Source organism: Trichocoleus desertorum ATA4-8-CV12 (assembly GCA_019358975.1).
Taxonomy (GTDB): Bacteria; Cyanobacteriota; Cyanobacteriia; order FACHB-46; family FACHB-46; genus Trichocoleus; species Trichocoleus desertorum_A.
Genome location: JAHHIL010000006.1, coordinates 155,403 through 170,568 on the forward strand (window position 1 = coordinate 155,403; position 15,166 = coordinate 170,568).

A 15,166-nucleotide genomic window follows, 5' to 3' on the forward strand; every position below is an offset into this window, starting at 1 on the left:
TCCGCAGTCAGTATGCCCAACTACACCACGCAATTAACGAGAAACGGAAACCTACTCGTCTCTGATTCAATTTTTTATCTCAACCGAATGCTTCAGCCTAAGTTGAGCCACTGCCCAGAATAAAGAGACTCAGCAAAGTGCCGCTATTCCAGAGGCTGTGCATCAGCATGGGAGCGAGGAGATTGCGCGATCGCGTGTAGACAAATCCCAGCACCATCCCCAAAACCATCAGCGGTAATATTTCTGACAGGCTTAGGTGAGCGAGGGCGAATAGAAAAGCACTGATTGTAATCGCTCCCCAGACAGGCACGTAGCGGGTTAGCGAGGGCAGCAGAAACCCCCGAAACATCACTTCCTCAAATAAAGGAGCTGCGATCGAGGCGGTTAGGAAAAAGATTACCAAGGCCACATTATCTCGGCCCTCTAATACAATCGGCAAAATGGGATTGCTGCCTCCCTGCCCTTGCCAAAACTGTTGGTTGATCAACGACACCAAAATCACTAGAGGTAGGGCCATGAAATAACCGCCTAGACCCCACCAAAACCAACTGCCTCGGCCATTGATGCGAAACCAGTCTTCATAGCCTTCATCAGGGAAGGGTAAGAATGGCTTCAAAGAGCTGTAGAGAACCAGAAGCCCGACACTTACCAGCAAGGCGTACACAGCCAGAATATAAATGGCTTGCGTCCGACTATCAAAGCTAGCGGGGTTAATCCCTAAAATCTGAAGCCCCAAGGGCAAGGCAATCTGACCGACAAAGAATTGCCCTACGAAAAACAGGACTAAAACTTGCCAAATAGTTTCGCCACCCCAGGAAGTTGGCCAACTCAAGGCTCCATTTTGCACTAACAGGGCTTGTTTTCCTTTCAGCAGCCACTGCACGACCAAATAGATCAAAATGGCAATGCCAATCAAAAAGCCAAAGACTGGAATCCCAGCAATGAGTAACAATTTAAAGGCGGCTTGCTGAGCCAGATCTTGTTCGGCGGCCTGTAGCTCCCTGAGACTCGTTTGGCGCTGCTGCAACTCATACAACCGCGCTAGAGCCTGGTAGCGAAACCAGCCATCCAATCCTTGTTTAATTTGGAGTTCAGCATTGGGCAAGAGCTGGGAAGGTGTACTCCACAACCCCAATAAAGCGGTTGCTGTGTTACCCAAACTACCAAATCTGCTGCTGGGCTGAGTGGTATCAATTAGCCGACTCCAAGTTGCCAGAGCCGCATCGGTTTGCCCCTGCTGGGCTTGCAAAACTCCTAACCGCAAGTCCAGATTATGGAGGCGCTTCATTTGAGCGATGGGTTCTTGGCTTTGTTCTGCTTGAGTTTTGGGAGCAGGTGTTTCTGTCACTGGAGCCACTTTGGGCTGAGTTTCTGGTTTTATAGCCCGATTGAGTTGAGGTTGCGATCGCGTTTGTAACTTGTCTAAAGCGCCTGCCACCGATTGGCGAACCTCTTGATACTGCTTCAAGGCGGCTTTGACAGGTTCATCACCAATCAATTTATCCCGTGCCACTTTGAGATCTACCTCGCTATTGGCATCACCTTGCCACTCGGAAGCGTGCAGCAACAGATTGGTTTGATAGAGTTCTAGATCGCTCTGAACTTGAGGCTGGCTCCAGCTTTGGGCTAAAGATAAACCAATAAAAGCGATCGCAATAATCGTCAGAACCCCTAAAATCAATGACTTCAGTCTCATTCCCTTCCCCAGCAGCAAGTGCAGTGATTTCACCCCCAATTTGGAGTGATGAACCCGTTCAGCTCGATCAATGTGAGTGCAATGTTAATCAGCCTCAAAGGCATTATCTCATTGCTAGTCCTGCTCCGTGGCCTATCAGCAGTTAGAGCCATCAGCTTTTCAGGAGAGATAGGCGATCGCGGCTACCACCGAAAGCAGAGCAGACCGTATCTTTCATGATCCAGCGCGTCTCCTCAACGGGGTAAAATTCTTCTGGTCTCTTTTCTACTGGTCTTGTTTTTCTACTGGTCTTGTTTTAAAGAGTCTGCATCGTTGGCGATCGCTCTATTTCTTACACCCTTGCCCTGATTTGATTGGAGGATAAAGCCCTGAGTACTCGTGTCATTCTTGTGCGCCACGGCGAGAGTAGCTATAACGTTGAGCGCCGTGTTCAGGGTCACTGTGACCAATCAACCTTAACTGAAGTAGGTCGTGCTGCAGCTCAAAAGGTTGGGGCAGCTTTGAGTGGCCTCACCTTTGATGCGGTGTATAGCAGCCCACTAAAACGAGCGAAAGAAACGGCTCAGCTGGCTCTTTCCTGCTTTCCGGCGGCTACTCACTATCCCCCCGAAATCCAGCTAACCGACAACCTCAAAGAAATCAATCTAGTGCTCTGGGAAGGCATATTGTTTGATGAGGTCGAAGCCAAATTCCCCGATGACATCCAGTTGTGGCGAGACCAGCCCCATAAACTACGGATGGAAATCCCTGGCCCAAACGGTACGGTTGATTTCTTTCCAGTCCCAGCGCTTTACGAGCAAGCTCGACAGTTTTGGCAAGAAGTTTTACCTCGGCATGGGGATCAAACAATTCTGGTCGTCGCTCACAGCGGTATTAATCGAGCTTTGATTAGCACCGCCATTGGTCTAGATTGCGATCGCTACCAGTCTTTACAGCAATCTAACTGCGGCATCACAGTCTTAAACTTTGCAGGTGGCTTAGACGCGCCTGTGCAGGTAGAGTCTTTGAACTTGACAGCTCACTTTGGCGAACCATTGCCAAAGCGTCGCTCTGAACAAAAGGGACCTCGCCTCTTGCTAGTGCGGCACGGGGAGACGGAATGGAATCGGCAAAAGCGCTTCCAAGGTCAAATTGATGTCCCACTCAACGACAATGGGCGCGAGCAAGCTCGACAAGCGGCTGAGTTTTTGCGCTCCATTAGTATTGATGCGGCAGTGAGTAGCTCAATGCAGCGGCCCAAAGAAACAGCAGAAATTATTCTGCAACACCACCCCACCATTGAATTAAAGCTCGACGATACCTTGCAAGAAATCAGTCATGGTTTGTGGGAAGGCAAGCTAGAGTCAGAGATTGAGGCAGAGTTTCCGGGTGAGTTGCAGCGCTGGCAAGCCACCCCAGAAGCCGTGCAAATGCCTGAGGGCGAAAACTTGCAACAGGTGTGGGATCGGGCGATCGCAGCTTGGAACGCCATTGTCGAAACAGCGGCTGCATCCCCTACCCCTCAAACTGTACTAGTGGTAGCTCATGATGCCATTAACAAGGCCATTCTGTGTCATGTGGCGGGCTTAGGGCCAGAAAACTTCTGGAACTTCAAGCAAGGGAATGGTGCGGTGAGTGTGATTGACTACCCCAAAGGCCCAGCAGGGCAACCTGTCTTGCAAGCGATGAATATTACGTCTCACCTAGCAGGTGGAGTCTTAGACAAAACGGCAGCAGGAGCTTTGTAAGTACGAAGGCACCATGACTAATGAACTGCTCCAACAAGTCCGAGTCTTAGATCCTGCTACAGTGACCGATCGCGTGGCAGATGTCTTGATTGTCGATGGCAAAATTGAGGCGATCGCAGACTCTATCTCTGAGTGGCCCACCGATACTCAGATACGAGATGGTCGAGGCTTGATCTTAGGGCCAGGGTTAGTCGATTTATATAGCCACTCTGGCGAACCCGGATTTGAGGACAGGGAAAGCTTACGTTCTTTACAGCAGGCAGCGATCGCAGGTGGCTTTACGCGCCTAAATATCCTGCCTGACACGACTCCCGCCCTAGATAATCCTGCTGGACTCGCCTGGTTGGAAGACAAACGGCAATTTCAGCTTTCAGTCCAAGTTCAGGCATGGGGCGCTTTGACGCTAGCGGTGCAAGGACAACAAATGACCGAGCTAGCCGAACTAGCAGCAGCGGGCGTTGTGGGTTTTGCCGATGGTCGAGCCTTATCTAGTTATGGGCTACTGCGGCGGTTACTGGAATATCTCAAGCCATTACAAAAACCTGTAGCACTTTGGCCTTGCGATCCCAAGCTAGCGGGTAATGGGGTGATGCGAGAGGGACCAGAGTCGATTCGCTTTGGCTTACCTGGAAGTCCTGCGATCGCCGAAACCACTGCGATCGCCGCGCTTTTAGAACTCATTACCGCGATCGGCACCCCTGTGCATATCATGCGAGTTTCGACAGCTCGGAGCGTGGAGTTAATTCAAGCGGCTAAAGAGCGTGGCTTACCCATCACGGCTAGCACCACCTGGATGCATTTGCTGCTCAATAGTCAGGCGATTCAAAGCTACGACCCCAACTTACGGCTGGAGCCTCCACTAGGCAATCCAGCGGATCAAGCCGCTTTAATGGAGGGCATCAGGCAAGGCGTGTTAGATGCGATCGCCATTGACCACACTCCTTACACCTACGAAGAAAAAACAGTGGCTTTTGCCGAGGCTCCTCCAGGCGCGATCGGATTAGAACTGGCACTGCCGCTGCTATGGCAACGCTTTGTCACCAGTGGCGAATGGAGCGCTTTAGAACTGTGGCAAGCCCTCAGTAGCAATCCAGCCAAATGCTTACAGCAGCCTGTTGCAGCAGTCGGGCCTGGTCAACCTGCTGAACTGGCTCTGTTTAACCCCAACCAACCTTGGGTAGTGAGCGGACAATCTCTCAAATCCCTGTCCACTAATACACCTTGGCTCGGTCAAGAGGTGCTGGGTCAGATCGTGCAAACTTGGTGCGCTAGTGCTTAACGAGTTATTGAGCAGGCTTGAGTTTATAAGCTGGATCTTGCCCTAGCTCTCCAACTCGGTTGGGAGGCCAGAAGCGCACCACAGCTCGACCAATAATGCGATCGCGAGGGACAAATCCCCAATAGTGGCTGTCGTAGCTGTTATTGCGGTTATCGCCCAACACTAAATAAGAGTCAGAAGCTACCTGCACAGGCCCCCACTGGTAGCTTGGTTGCTCCTCAATGTAATCTTCTCGCAGAGGTTGATCATTAATAAAGACTCGCCCTCCCTTGACTTCCACCTTCTCACCCGGCAGACCAATGATGCGTTTGATGAAAGCATCCTTAAAGCCTTGATCTGCTAAGGTTTGAGTCGGTGAGAACACGACAATATCACCTCGATCTAAGCTCTGGAAATGGTAGCTGAGTTTATCTACAATGAGGCGATCGTTGATTTGTAGCGTTGGCAGCATTGACCCAGATGGGATGTAGCGTGCTTCAGCGACGAAAGTGCGAATTCCCAAAGCTAAAATGACACTCAGCCCTATTGTCTTGAACCCCTCTAGCCAAGGATTTTCAACTTGTGGTTGGGTATTTTCTTCAGGCGCTTGATTCTGCACACGAGTCATAGGTGTTTAGTTACCAAGGAAAAGAGCGGTATCAGTTCAGAGTTATAAGATTTACTCAGACTACCAGCCTATCAATTCAAACCTATAAATGGGTTTGACACTGCGATGAAGCAGGGGGAGCTTGTAAAACTCTGACATAAAAATCGATATTTGGACACGCGATTATTTACGTTATCTTAGCCAGTTACTGATCTCACAAACGGTTAGCGTGATGAATGCTGCCTCTCATTTACTCATCCGTCAGGCTCAAGTACTCAGATACGATCAACAGCTCTGGGAGCCAGGAAATAATAGACGTTCAAGGACTCACTTTGTTGCCGGGAGTGATTCACCCGCAGGTCCACTTCCGCAAACCAGGTCTGGAACACAAGGAAGATTTATTTACCGCCAGTTGTGCCTGTGCCCAAGGAGGCGTTACTTCATTTCTTAGAAATGTGACGGCAGAAGTGCCTCCCAACACTTGCTACTAAATACAGATGCCTATGCCAAGATTGGCACGATGGCTCAGATAAATCCACCGCTGCGATCGCCCCACGATAATGAGGTGTTATGGCAAGCCCTACTCGATGGCGTGATTGACTTTATTATTGTCGGAGGCAAAGTCGTTTATGACCACGGAAAATTGAATAAGGACATCCGGGGTCAAGCGCTAACGTTCAGCCCAAACTGAGGGATTTCCAGATCGTCTGAGTCTAGAGTAGGGATTGAGCCGAATTAATCTCTTGGTGATATACCAAGTTCATCTAAGTAACTGGGCATGTTTAAAGTAAAGAATTCTACGAGATTTCTTCCTTGAGTTGCCTTGATTCACTTAGGTGCATTCTCCCCAACAGAGCAGCATGGCAAATAGAGAACTAATACATGCGATCGCCCACGATTTAGAACAGCACTCCAATTCCATTCGAATTAGGAAGCTGATTTTTTATATTTGCAAGCGCACTTGGGAAAATGATTTGGATACGCTGAAGTCTTATCCGCTTAATACTCTGATTCAAGAGTTAATTCAGCTTTATCCTAAATTACCTGAGCTAGACTCTCAGCTTAATAAAGTTGCCCGTAGCTTGAGCAAACCCGCTGAATACAGCTTAACTGCCAATCTTATCTTGCAGAAAATTAGGAAGCTTTATTCTGAGGTTCAGCCAAAGCCGAATATCGCCTCGAAACAGCAGCAAATCCTTCAAATTATTGATAGGTTTTCTCAAGACAAAAACTCAATTAGAATCAAGAAAATCTTAGTTTATATTTGTAGAAATATTTGGGAAAATGACGGCGATCGCCTCAGTCAATATAACCTGCAAGAGTTACTCGAAGAATTGCTACAAATTGCCCCCACTCTCGAAAGCCTTAACCTGGTACTTAACAGCGTTGTCAAAACACTGAATCGACAAGCAGAATACACTCTTGTTGCTAATACCATCTTAGGTCAAATTGGCAATTTATATCCTAAGCAGGCAGACTCAACTCAGTTAGTAACAAATGATTGTAGTACACAGATAGTTATTCAAACTGAATTAACAAATTTAATTATTGAACCTCAACAAACTGAAATTTCTAATCCTCTAGAACTAACTTCTTATATACAAATCGCATCCTTTTTAGAAGCCCAGCCAGAGCAGATTCGGATTAAAAAGCTAGTTTTCTGTGCTTGTAGAAATCATTGGGAGAATGATCCAGACAATCTCCATCAAGTTTCACTAGAAGTTTTAATTCAGGAGTTGCACGCCATGGCTCCTGCGATCGCAGATCTAAAACTACTCTTATGCAATATTGTTAATACCTTAAACCGAAAAGCAGAATACTTTTTAATTGCGGATACTCTCACCCAGGCTCTCGAAGCCCTCTACTGTTGCTCAACTCATTCAGTTCCAGCAGTTCAGTCTTTAGGTCAGCAAGCTCAAGTTAGCTTAAATCAACCAACCGATCATCATTCATCACTGCCACTGGAGCCACCACAAGGAACAACCACAGCAGTAGAAAATGCTTACGATCTCTTCGAGTTGCGGCTCGAAATCATGAAGTATACCAATCCTCTGCGAGCCAAGATTTTACTCTTTTCAGTCCTTAAGCATAAGTTTTCTTTTACTACTGCCGATTGGTCTACACTCAAATCTTGTGGCTTTGATGATTTATTGCAGCAACTCTTGGAACAGTGCGACACTTTATCGACTCTGGAATCTCGGCTAGAAATTATTGCTAGTTGCTTAGAAGATTCCGCCGAATACAATCAGGCAGCAGGGGCTATTATTCAGTGCGTTAAACCCTTTTACCCCCTCATACAACGGCAGCAACAACTGATCTTAGCCACATCCGTCCCATCACCCATTTACTCAGGTCAGCTCTCATCTGAGCAAACCAAAATTAAACTCAATTTTGAAGAAACGCTTTTAACCACTGGTCACACTATTGTTGAAGCGGATGATGAGCATACTCGTCAGTTTTTCTCCGCTTCAAATTCCTCCAAGAATGCTGTTGAGCGATCGCCCAGTAATTTGGAGCAAACTTGCGAATTATCCTCCACCCTGCCACCACAAACCTCATCTTTTCAATAAAGCTTTTCAAAAGCGAAAACTCTAGCAGAACTGCAATTTAACTCTCACCAAATTTTATATATCTTCTATGAATGCTGACGAACTAATCGATCGCTATGCAGCAGGTGAAACGGAATTTAACGGATTAAGTTTGGCTGGCATCAATCTCAACAGCGCAGATTTAATTGGGATTAACTTATCAAGAGCTGATTTACAAGGAGCATCACTGCTTTTTGCTTATCTCAGTCGAGCCAATTTGAGCCGAGCCAATCTCATTGGCACTAAGTTATGTGGTGCTAACCTCAATCAAGCAGACTTACATCGAGCCAACCTCAGTGACACGGACCTCCACGGCGCTAGTCTGCAAGCTGCTGATCTTCGCAGTGCGGATATTACCTTAGCGAATCTACTGGACGCTAACTTAATCGATGCTGATTTACGCAACGCTAACCTGAGCGGCGCAGATCTCACAGGGGCTTGCTTGCGAGGCGCAAATTTTCGCCAGGAAAATCGTCAATACACAGCCAATTTAAGAGGCGCAAATTTAGCCAAAACAGACTTGAGGGGCGTTAACTTAACGGGTGCAGATTTAACCAGAGTAAACCTCCGAGGCGCGAACTTGAGCGAGGCTATGTTAAGAGAAGTTGACCTGAGCGGCGCAGACCTCACAGACGCTATTCTTAACGGCGCTTTCCTTACAGAAGCCCAGCTTAGCGGTGCGATTTTAGTAGGAGCAAACATGGTTAACGCCAAACTGGAGCGAGCCATATTATGTGACGTTGATTTGACAGGAGCGAATCTGCACAACGCCATCTTGCCCGATACTAAGCTGAGCCGCGCCAAACTAGAGCAAGCCAATCTCAGTGCCGCAAAGCTGAGCCGCACTGACTTGAGCCGTGCTAATCTTCGTCACGCTAATTTGACTGATGCCAACTTAATTGATGCTTATTTAGCAAGAGCTGATTTAAGTTACGCCAACTTGACCGATGCCAACTTGGTCCGGGCCGAACTTAGTAGCACAAATTTAATGAACGCCAACCTGAAAGGAGCCAAAATGCCCGATGGTAGAGTCAATCATTAAATTGGTTAAATCCAGTTAAATAATTGTCCTCAAGGACGGTTCGGTGAAGCCAAGTTGCGAAAACAGGTGAATTGCGGCTCAAATAGCAGTTTTACAGTTCCCACCGGGCCATTACGATGCTTAGTAATAATCACCTCAGCCACCCCGCGATCGGGCGTGTCCGGATTATAGTACTCGTCGCGGTAAATCATCATAATCAAATCCGCGTCCTGCTCGATCGATCCCGATTCGCGTAGGTCAGACATCATAGGTCGCTTGTTAGTACGAGACTCCACTCCTCGGCTCAACTGAGACAGAGCAATCACTGGAACACCTAGTTCCCGCGCTAAACTCTTCAAGCCGCGAGTTACTTTCGACAACTCTTGCACTCGGTTCTCTGAACCACTGCCCTCCATTAGCTGCAAGTAATCGATCAATACAAGTCCCAAAGGTTTGCCGTTCTCTGCTTGCAAGCGACGGGCTTTGGAACGCATCTCTGTCACGCTGATGTCCGGCGTATCGTCGATGTAAACATTCAGCTGCGATAAGGTGCTGATGGCATGCCCCAAAGGTTCCCATTCGGTCTGGCTGATCCGCCCAGAACGTAAGCGACCGCTCTCAATCCGAGACTCACTAGAGAGCAAGCGATAAACTAACTGCTCCTTGGACATCTCCAAGCTAAAAACTGCTACGGGTAGCTTATGGAATGCCGAAATATTCCGAGCAATATTCAAAACGAAGCTCGTGTTATGAACGCAGATATCATTCGCGACAAAATTGTGTGTCTCTGGAATGGTTAAGTCATAAACTTGCTTGTATCCGACAGGTTCAATTGAAACAATTTCGTCCCAATAGATATCGCTAGTCGATAGGTTTTGCAGATCTTGATTTTCTAGAGCGGTGGCTAAAGCCAATAATCGTTCACGAGTGGGTGCCCGTTTGCCCACATGAATATTGCTATAACCAGCAATTCCAGCCCGAACTGCTAAAGCTTGCCAGGATTCAGTGCCTTTCGCCGTCGTGATCGCTGCCCAAACCTCCATCGGAATTAAATCTCGATTGGTTTGGTATTTCTTATTGAGCAGCGCGGCTTGCACTTTGGACAAAGCTGGCTCTTTACCAAAGATGCCAATCTCAGAAATAAAAGTCTTGATAGACAAAGCATCAGTGATATCGAGTTGCCAAGCAGGTCGGCGCGTATCTTTATACTTAACAGACCGTTGTTTAAGAGCAGCAATAATGCCAAAGCGCAGTAGCAAATGCTGGACTTGCCGAGCCAGTTTTTCACTCACCGTGGCGTAACCTAGCTGTGCCTGCCCACTGGTTAGCACGCTAGCCCAGCCATCTGTGGCAAACAGACGGTTGAGAAATAAGGCAACCTGCGATCGCTGCAATTTAAACACAAGCGGCGGAATCACTTTTTCGTGGGCACTCTTACCCCACAACCTTAGTTCACGTAACCAAGCAGTGAGGGCATTTTGGCGATCGATTGCACTCCATCCTTCTGGCAGAAGCGCTGCTAGCTCCTCTCCCAGAAAATCACTCAAACTCTGCAAGTGCTGCGGGCTAGGAGTACAAATACCTTGTTGCCACTGGCAGACTAAAGAAGCGCTCACTTCAAGTTTTTGAGCTAGTGCTTTGGCTGTCAGAGGGCTTGACTTGATCGAACCACCAAGGCGATCGCCAAAAACCTTACGATTAGCTGCGACCGTTTCCAGGTTCCTAGAAACATAGAAACTGGGAGTTCTGTCCCCAGAGATGTCTCTGCGAACTTTGAGACTAGCAAAATCAGCTACGGCTTCAGTAAAGTCCTGCTGAATCTGACTATTGCTATTTGTAAAGCCTGGGTTTGTTCTGGTTAAACAGCCATCCCCAATCAGATAGCCCAGCAATTTAACTGCACATTCTCGCAGTGTTTCTGTCCCAAAAACTTCCAGCTTACGAGGCACGGCAATTTTGTCGCCAGGTTGTAACTCAGCTAAGGGTCGCCATCCTTGAAGCGTCAAGTAAGGATGCGTAATAGTAGTTTCAACCGATCGCCCTAGGCGAGTTGTGACTCGGAAAACAGGTTTGATGCCATCATCTACATAAGCTGAAGGGTGAGTCAGGTTAAATCGCCAGTTCTGATCCAAGGTCAGCAATTTTCCCTGGCGACGTTGATACACTTCCTCAATTGTGGCAATACTGCCGTCTTCCAAAACAATCTCTGTCTGAGCCTCACAACACTTGCCCATTGACGGGCGACCCGCCACAATCACAAGATCCGATCGCTGGAAACCTTGAGTCATGGCATCCAGATCATAGAAACCACAAGCGATCCCTGGCATCACCATGCCTAAGGAGCGGCTTTCAATGTCGGAAAAAGTGTCTGTAAGAATATCCGAAGTTGGGACTAGACCTTGTTGCGGGCGGTCTTGAGTGATGCTAAAAACTTTTTGCTCAGATTGATCGAGGATCTTGACTAGTTCGCTATTGGTTTCATAACCGAGCTGCGCGATCTCAGTGCCAACCTGAATCAACTTGCGGCGCAAATACTTATCCATGACCAGCGAAGCATACTGGTCAATATTGACGGCGCTGATGGTTCGATCTACCAGTTGAGCGAGTCGGCTTTGCCCCCCAACTTTTTCCAGCAGGCTGTGATCTTGCAACCAGCTTGTGATGCTCATGAGATCGGTCGGCTTACCCTGGCTATGGAGCGTGACCGCTGTGCGATAGATTTCTTGATGAGCACTAATGTAAAACGCTTCAGGCCGCAGAACATCAATCACGCGGTTGATGGCTTCTGGGTCGAGCAAGATACCGCCCAAAATTGCTTCTTCAGCATCAATATTTTGCGGCGGCAGGCGATCGCTCAACGGCTGAAAACTCAAGTCGTGGACCATAACAGGTACAACTGTAAAAAGGTTTGGATCAAATGAGACGGATGAGCGGCTGACTCACCCGTCCTGCACTGAAGAACAAAACTGGTCAGTTGCAGCCTCTATGGGGCCTCACATACTAGCCTGTTATGTATATCAGAATTTTACCGACTCCAAGCGGCAAGAATTAGCTAACAAGCCTTAGCTAGCGATAACTTCAATCTCAACTACAGCGCTGACATCAGGATGCAGTTTGATCTCCGCTCTGTAAGTACCCACCTTATTAATGTCGGGTAGAGAAATTTCGCGGCGATCGACATCTTCACCGGTTGCTGCTTGAATTGCTTCCACCACTTCACGAGCTGTAACCGTACCAAAGATGGCATCTCCTTCGCCTACTTGCTTCTGGATAGTGAAGCGCGCTGCTTTTTCTAGAGCTGCCTTTTGCGTTTCAGCTTGCTGCTTCTGTTCGAGCAATAGTACCCGCTCTTTCTCTCTACGGCGCTCTACTTGCTTGAGAATGCCAGGATTGGTCTTAACTGCAAAGCCTTGAGGAATTAAGTAATTGCGAGCGTAGCCGGGAGCGACTTCTACCAGATCACCAGTTCTCCCTAACTTGCTAACATCTCGATTTAAAACTAACTGAACACGTTTCGCCATGATCTTTCCTGTGATTAACTGTGCGTACCTTGGGAGGTGTTGTCGCTGTCATCAGAACACTTTATCGTATCGAAATGTGAGGAGCGATCGCAAGCTGATCACCCGTCCAGTTTCCCTCAACTTCTAGCATCTCCTAACATTCCGTTTGGCCTCGCTAGCTTTGAGCCAAGTGTCCCACCCCCTAAAACTTCTCCTTGAGTTGACGTAGACGGGCGAAAGTTTCTACTGGCTCAGCCAACTTGACTGCTTGTTGGACACCCGGTAGATCCCAGCGTAGGAAAGGATTGATGCGTTTTTCTAAACCCAAATTTGAGGGTACAGTCGATTCCAGACGCTGACGCATCGCCTCTACCTCAGCTAAGCGAGTTTGCAAATCCAAGTTGCTGCTTTCTACACTGAGGGCAAACTGCAAATTCTTCAAAGTGTATTCATGGGCGCACCAAACCCTCGTATTGTCTGGCAAAGCCCGTAACTTGCTTAAAGATTGCACCATCTGCGCTGGAGTCCCCTCAAACAAGCGCCCGCAGCCACCCGCAAAGAGCGTATCCCCGCAAAATAGCTCTCCCGACTCTTCGGGGTGGGTAGGTAAAAAGTAGTAGGCAATATGAGCGCGAGTGTGCCCTGGAACGAACAGCACTTCTGCCTCTCGGTTAGCAAAGAAAACGCGATCGCCTTCTCGCAGAAACTTTTGTTGTCCCGGAATACGACCGCGATCGCCCTCCCCCCCGTATACACTTAACCTGGGAAATCTATTCAGTAGTTCCGTATTTCCACCCACGTGATCGCTGTGGTGATGAGTATTAAAGATTGCCACTAGCTCTGCATCAAGCTGAGACAAACACTCCAAGACTGGCCGTGCTTCCGCTGGATCTACCACCGCTGCAATCCGCTGTTCCGGCGCATGCAGAACAAAAATGTAATTATCAGAGAGGGCTGGGAGTCGATAAACTTGCATCAGTCTCTATTCCTGGGCTTGTTTCATCCTAGTCTGGTTTCTCTGAACTGACAGAACACTACGCTGGAATCAAGACTAAACTTCCCAAATTAATCGAGTCTTTACATCCTTAGGACTGCTATAAGCCAAGACAGAAAGTGAACCCAGAGAATTTGACAAATTCACCAAGTCTTTACTTGTTCTCATTGCAACTTTGTCAAATTCTGTAGTTAGAGCAAAGACAATAGCTTTATGAGGCGTGCCTCAGTGCAACCCAACAAGCTATACCAGGACAATTCATTCCTATGGTTTGGACAGCACAAAGCAAGTCAAGCCTGAGTATAAAAACAACTACAGATCGAATTATTGAATCAGGACAACTTAGCCGCCAAGAACACTTGCAGCTAACATCTGTGATTCTTTCTGACTCTCAACTCTCTAACCAAGACCGTCGCCAGATCAACTTAATTTTTGACTATCTACAAACAGGTCGTCTAAAATTAGCCGACTAGGATTCTGATAGTATCGCTGTATTCAATTCTTCTACGATCTTGAGCCCCCAAACAACTAAAAGTCGTACTAAGATTTCTGTCATTACACCTGACCTCTCAGGGGGTGGAGTGACACGAGCTTATTTGTTGAGCCAAGTTCTCCAGAAACTTGACTATGACGTAGAAGTTGTAGGTTTTCTCTTCGGCCAAGCGATCTATCCCACTGCCCCCATCGGTCTGACAGTTCACTCATTTCCTGGATGTGATTACCCAGGCTTGCTTGCTCCTGCCAAACAACTGCTCGATCAGGTAAGTGGTGATCTTATTTATGCTGTCAAGCCTAGGCCCACAAGCTTTGGCATGGCTTTATTGAAAGGATTATTTTCTAAACGACCCGTCATTCTAGACATTGATGATTGGGAATTAAGCTGGTATGGCGGCGACCAATGGGCTTATCGCCCCACCGCAAGGCAGCTAGCTAGAGATATTTTGAAAAAGCAAGGGGCGCTGAGACAACCAGAACATCCACTGTACTTAAAATGGAGTGAGAATCTAGTCAGTCGGGCAAATGCCATTACTGTAGATACACAATTCCTTCAAGACCGTTTTGGCGGCACTTATCTGCCGAATGGTAAAGATACTGCCTTATTTAACCCAGAGAAATTTGACCCTGATACCAGCAGGGAGCGCTACGGTCTGTCAGGATATCGAGTCCTGATGTTTCCCGGAACACCCCGCCCCCACAAAGGGCTGGAAGATGTCCTAATAGCCCTAGAGAAATTGAACGAGCCCGACTTGAGACTAGTGATGGTGGGTGGACGCCGACCAGACGACTACGATCGCCAGTTAGTTGAGCGTTGGGGACAATGGATTATTCAACTGCCCAGATATCCAGTGGAGCAGATGCCTGAAATTGTGGCGGCAGCTCATGTGGTTGTGGTGCCCCAACGAGATACTCCCACAGCGAAAGCCCAATTTCCGCTCAAGCTAACTGATGGAATGGCAATGGCAAAGCCAATTCTATCTACTAAAGTTGGTGATATTCCCACTATTTTGGATGGGATAGGATACCTAGTTGAGCCTAGCGCTCCAGAACAAATTGCTGAACAGATTCAAGCTATTTTTCAAGATTTTGCAGCGGCTTGCCAACTCGGTCTAAAAGCCCGGCAAAAGTGCATAGAACACTACAGCACCGATGCAATGGCCTTAACCCTAGAAAAGCTAATTGGGCAACTGAATTGAGCCAGTTCAGTAGTGCTAAAACCCAATTTTGCAGGAGCTAGCCCAGCACTGTAGGTCAGGTTGAGGCACGTACGCATAGCG

11 protein-coding genes and 1 pseudogene are annotated in these 15,166 nt (G+C 47.8%); 7 read left to right on the forward strand and 5 right to left on the reverse strand.

Annotated features, from left to right (window positions below):
• Nucleotides 1-97: 97 nt before the first annotated feature.
• The gene (locus KME12_08330) at nt 98-1,696 is read right to left on the reverse strand and encodes a CPBP family intramembrane metalloprotease (GenBank protein MBW4487783.1); all 1,599 of its coding nucleotides are present in this window, start codon (nt 1,694-1,696) and stop codon (nt 98-100) included.
• A gap of 368 nt (nt 1,697-2,064) precedes the next feature.
• Between KME12_08330 and KME12_08335 the strand changes: the two genes are divergently transcribed.
• Nucleotides 2,065-3,423, forward strand: a complete 1,359-nt coding sequence (locus tag KME12_08335) for a histidine phosphatase family protein (GenBank protein ID MBW4487784.1) — start codon at nt 2,065-2,067, stop codon at nt 3,421-3,423.
• Between the two features lie 13 nt (nt 3,424-3,436).
• Nucleotides 3,437-4,702, forward strand: a complete 1,266-nt coding sequence (locus tag KME12_08340) for a dihydroorotase (protein ID MBW4487785.1) — start codon at nt 3,437-3,439, stop codon at nt 4,700-4,702.
• Nucleotides 4,703-4,706: 4 nt separating this feature from the next.
• On the opposite strand, the gene lepB is transcribed toward KME12_08340, so the two are convergent.
• Nucleotides 4,707-5,309, reverse strand: a complete 603-nt coding sequence (gene lepB, locus KME12_08345) for a signal peptidase I (GenBank protein ID MBW4487786.1) — start codon at nt 5,307-5,309, stop codon at nt 4,707-4,709.
• 287 nt (nt 5,310-5,596) lie between these two features.
• Here lepB and KME12_08350 point away from each other — a divergent pair.
• The 3 genes and pseudogenes from KME12_08350 (at nt 5,597) to KME12_08360 (ending at nt 8,918) form a co-directional block, all read left to right on the forward strand.
• A pseudogene (locus KME12_08350) lies at nt 5,597-5,895 on the forward strand (hypothetical protein).
• 253 nt (nt 5,896-6,148) lie between these two features.
• Entirely contained in the window at nt 6,149-7,858 is a 1,710-nt protein-coding gene (locus tag KME12_08355) for a hypothetical protein (GenBank protein MBW4487787.1), read from the forward strand.
• 67 nt (nt 7,859-7,925) lie between these two features.
• Nucleotides 7,926-8,918 carry a pentapeptide repeat-containing protein gene (locus KME12_08360; GenBank protein MBW4487788.1) on the forward strand — a complete coding sequence of 331 codons (993 nt, stop codon included), beginning with the start codon at nt 7,926-7,928 and terminating at the stop codon, nt 8,916-8,918.
• A 29-nt stretch (nt 8,919-8,947) separates the two neighbouring features.
• Here KME12_08360 and dnaB read toward each other — a convergent pair whose 3' ends face one another.
• From dnaB to gloB, 3 genes are all read right to left on the reverse strand, one after another.
• Nucleotides 8,948-11,782, reverse strand: a complete 2,835-nt coding sequence (gene dnaB / locus KME12_08365; protein MBW4487789.1) for a replicative DNA helicase — start codon at nt 11,780-11,782, stop codon at nt 8,948-8,950.
• 177 nt (nt 11,783-11,959) lie between these two features.
• Complete coding sequence (gene rplI / locus KME12_08370; protein MBW4487790.1) at nt 11,960-12,418, reverse strand: 50S ribosomal protein L9; 459 nt, start codon at nt 12,416-12,418, stop codon at nt 11,960-11,962.
• A 181-nt stretch (nt 12,419-12,599) separates the two neighbouring features.
• Complete coding sequence (gloB, locus tag KME12_08375; GenBank protein MBW4487791.1) at nt 12,600-13,373, reverse strand: hydroxyacylglutathione hydrolase; 774 nt, start codon at nt 13,371-13,373, stop codon at nt 12,600-12,602.
• A gap of 284 nt (nt 13,374-13,657) precedes the next feature.
• On the opposite strand from gloB, the gene KME12_08380 reads away from it, so the two are divergent.
• Nucleotides 13,658-13,864: a hypothetical protein gene (locus KME12_08380; protein MBW4487792.1), complete on the forward strand. Its 207-nt coding sequence runs from the start codon at nt 13,658-13,660 to the stop codon at nt 13,862-13,864.
• A gap of 81 nt (nt 13,865-13,945) precedes the next feature.
• The gene (locus KME12_08385) at nt 13,946-15,085 is read left to right on the forward strand and encodes a glycosyltransferase family 4 protein (protein MBW4487793.1); all 1,140 of its coding nucleotides are present in this window, start codon (nt 13,946-13,948) and stop codon (nt 15,083-15,085) included.
• Nucleotides 15,086-15,166 lie beyond the last annotated feature (81 nt).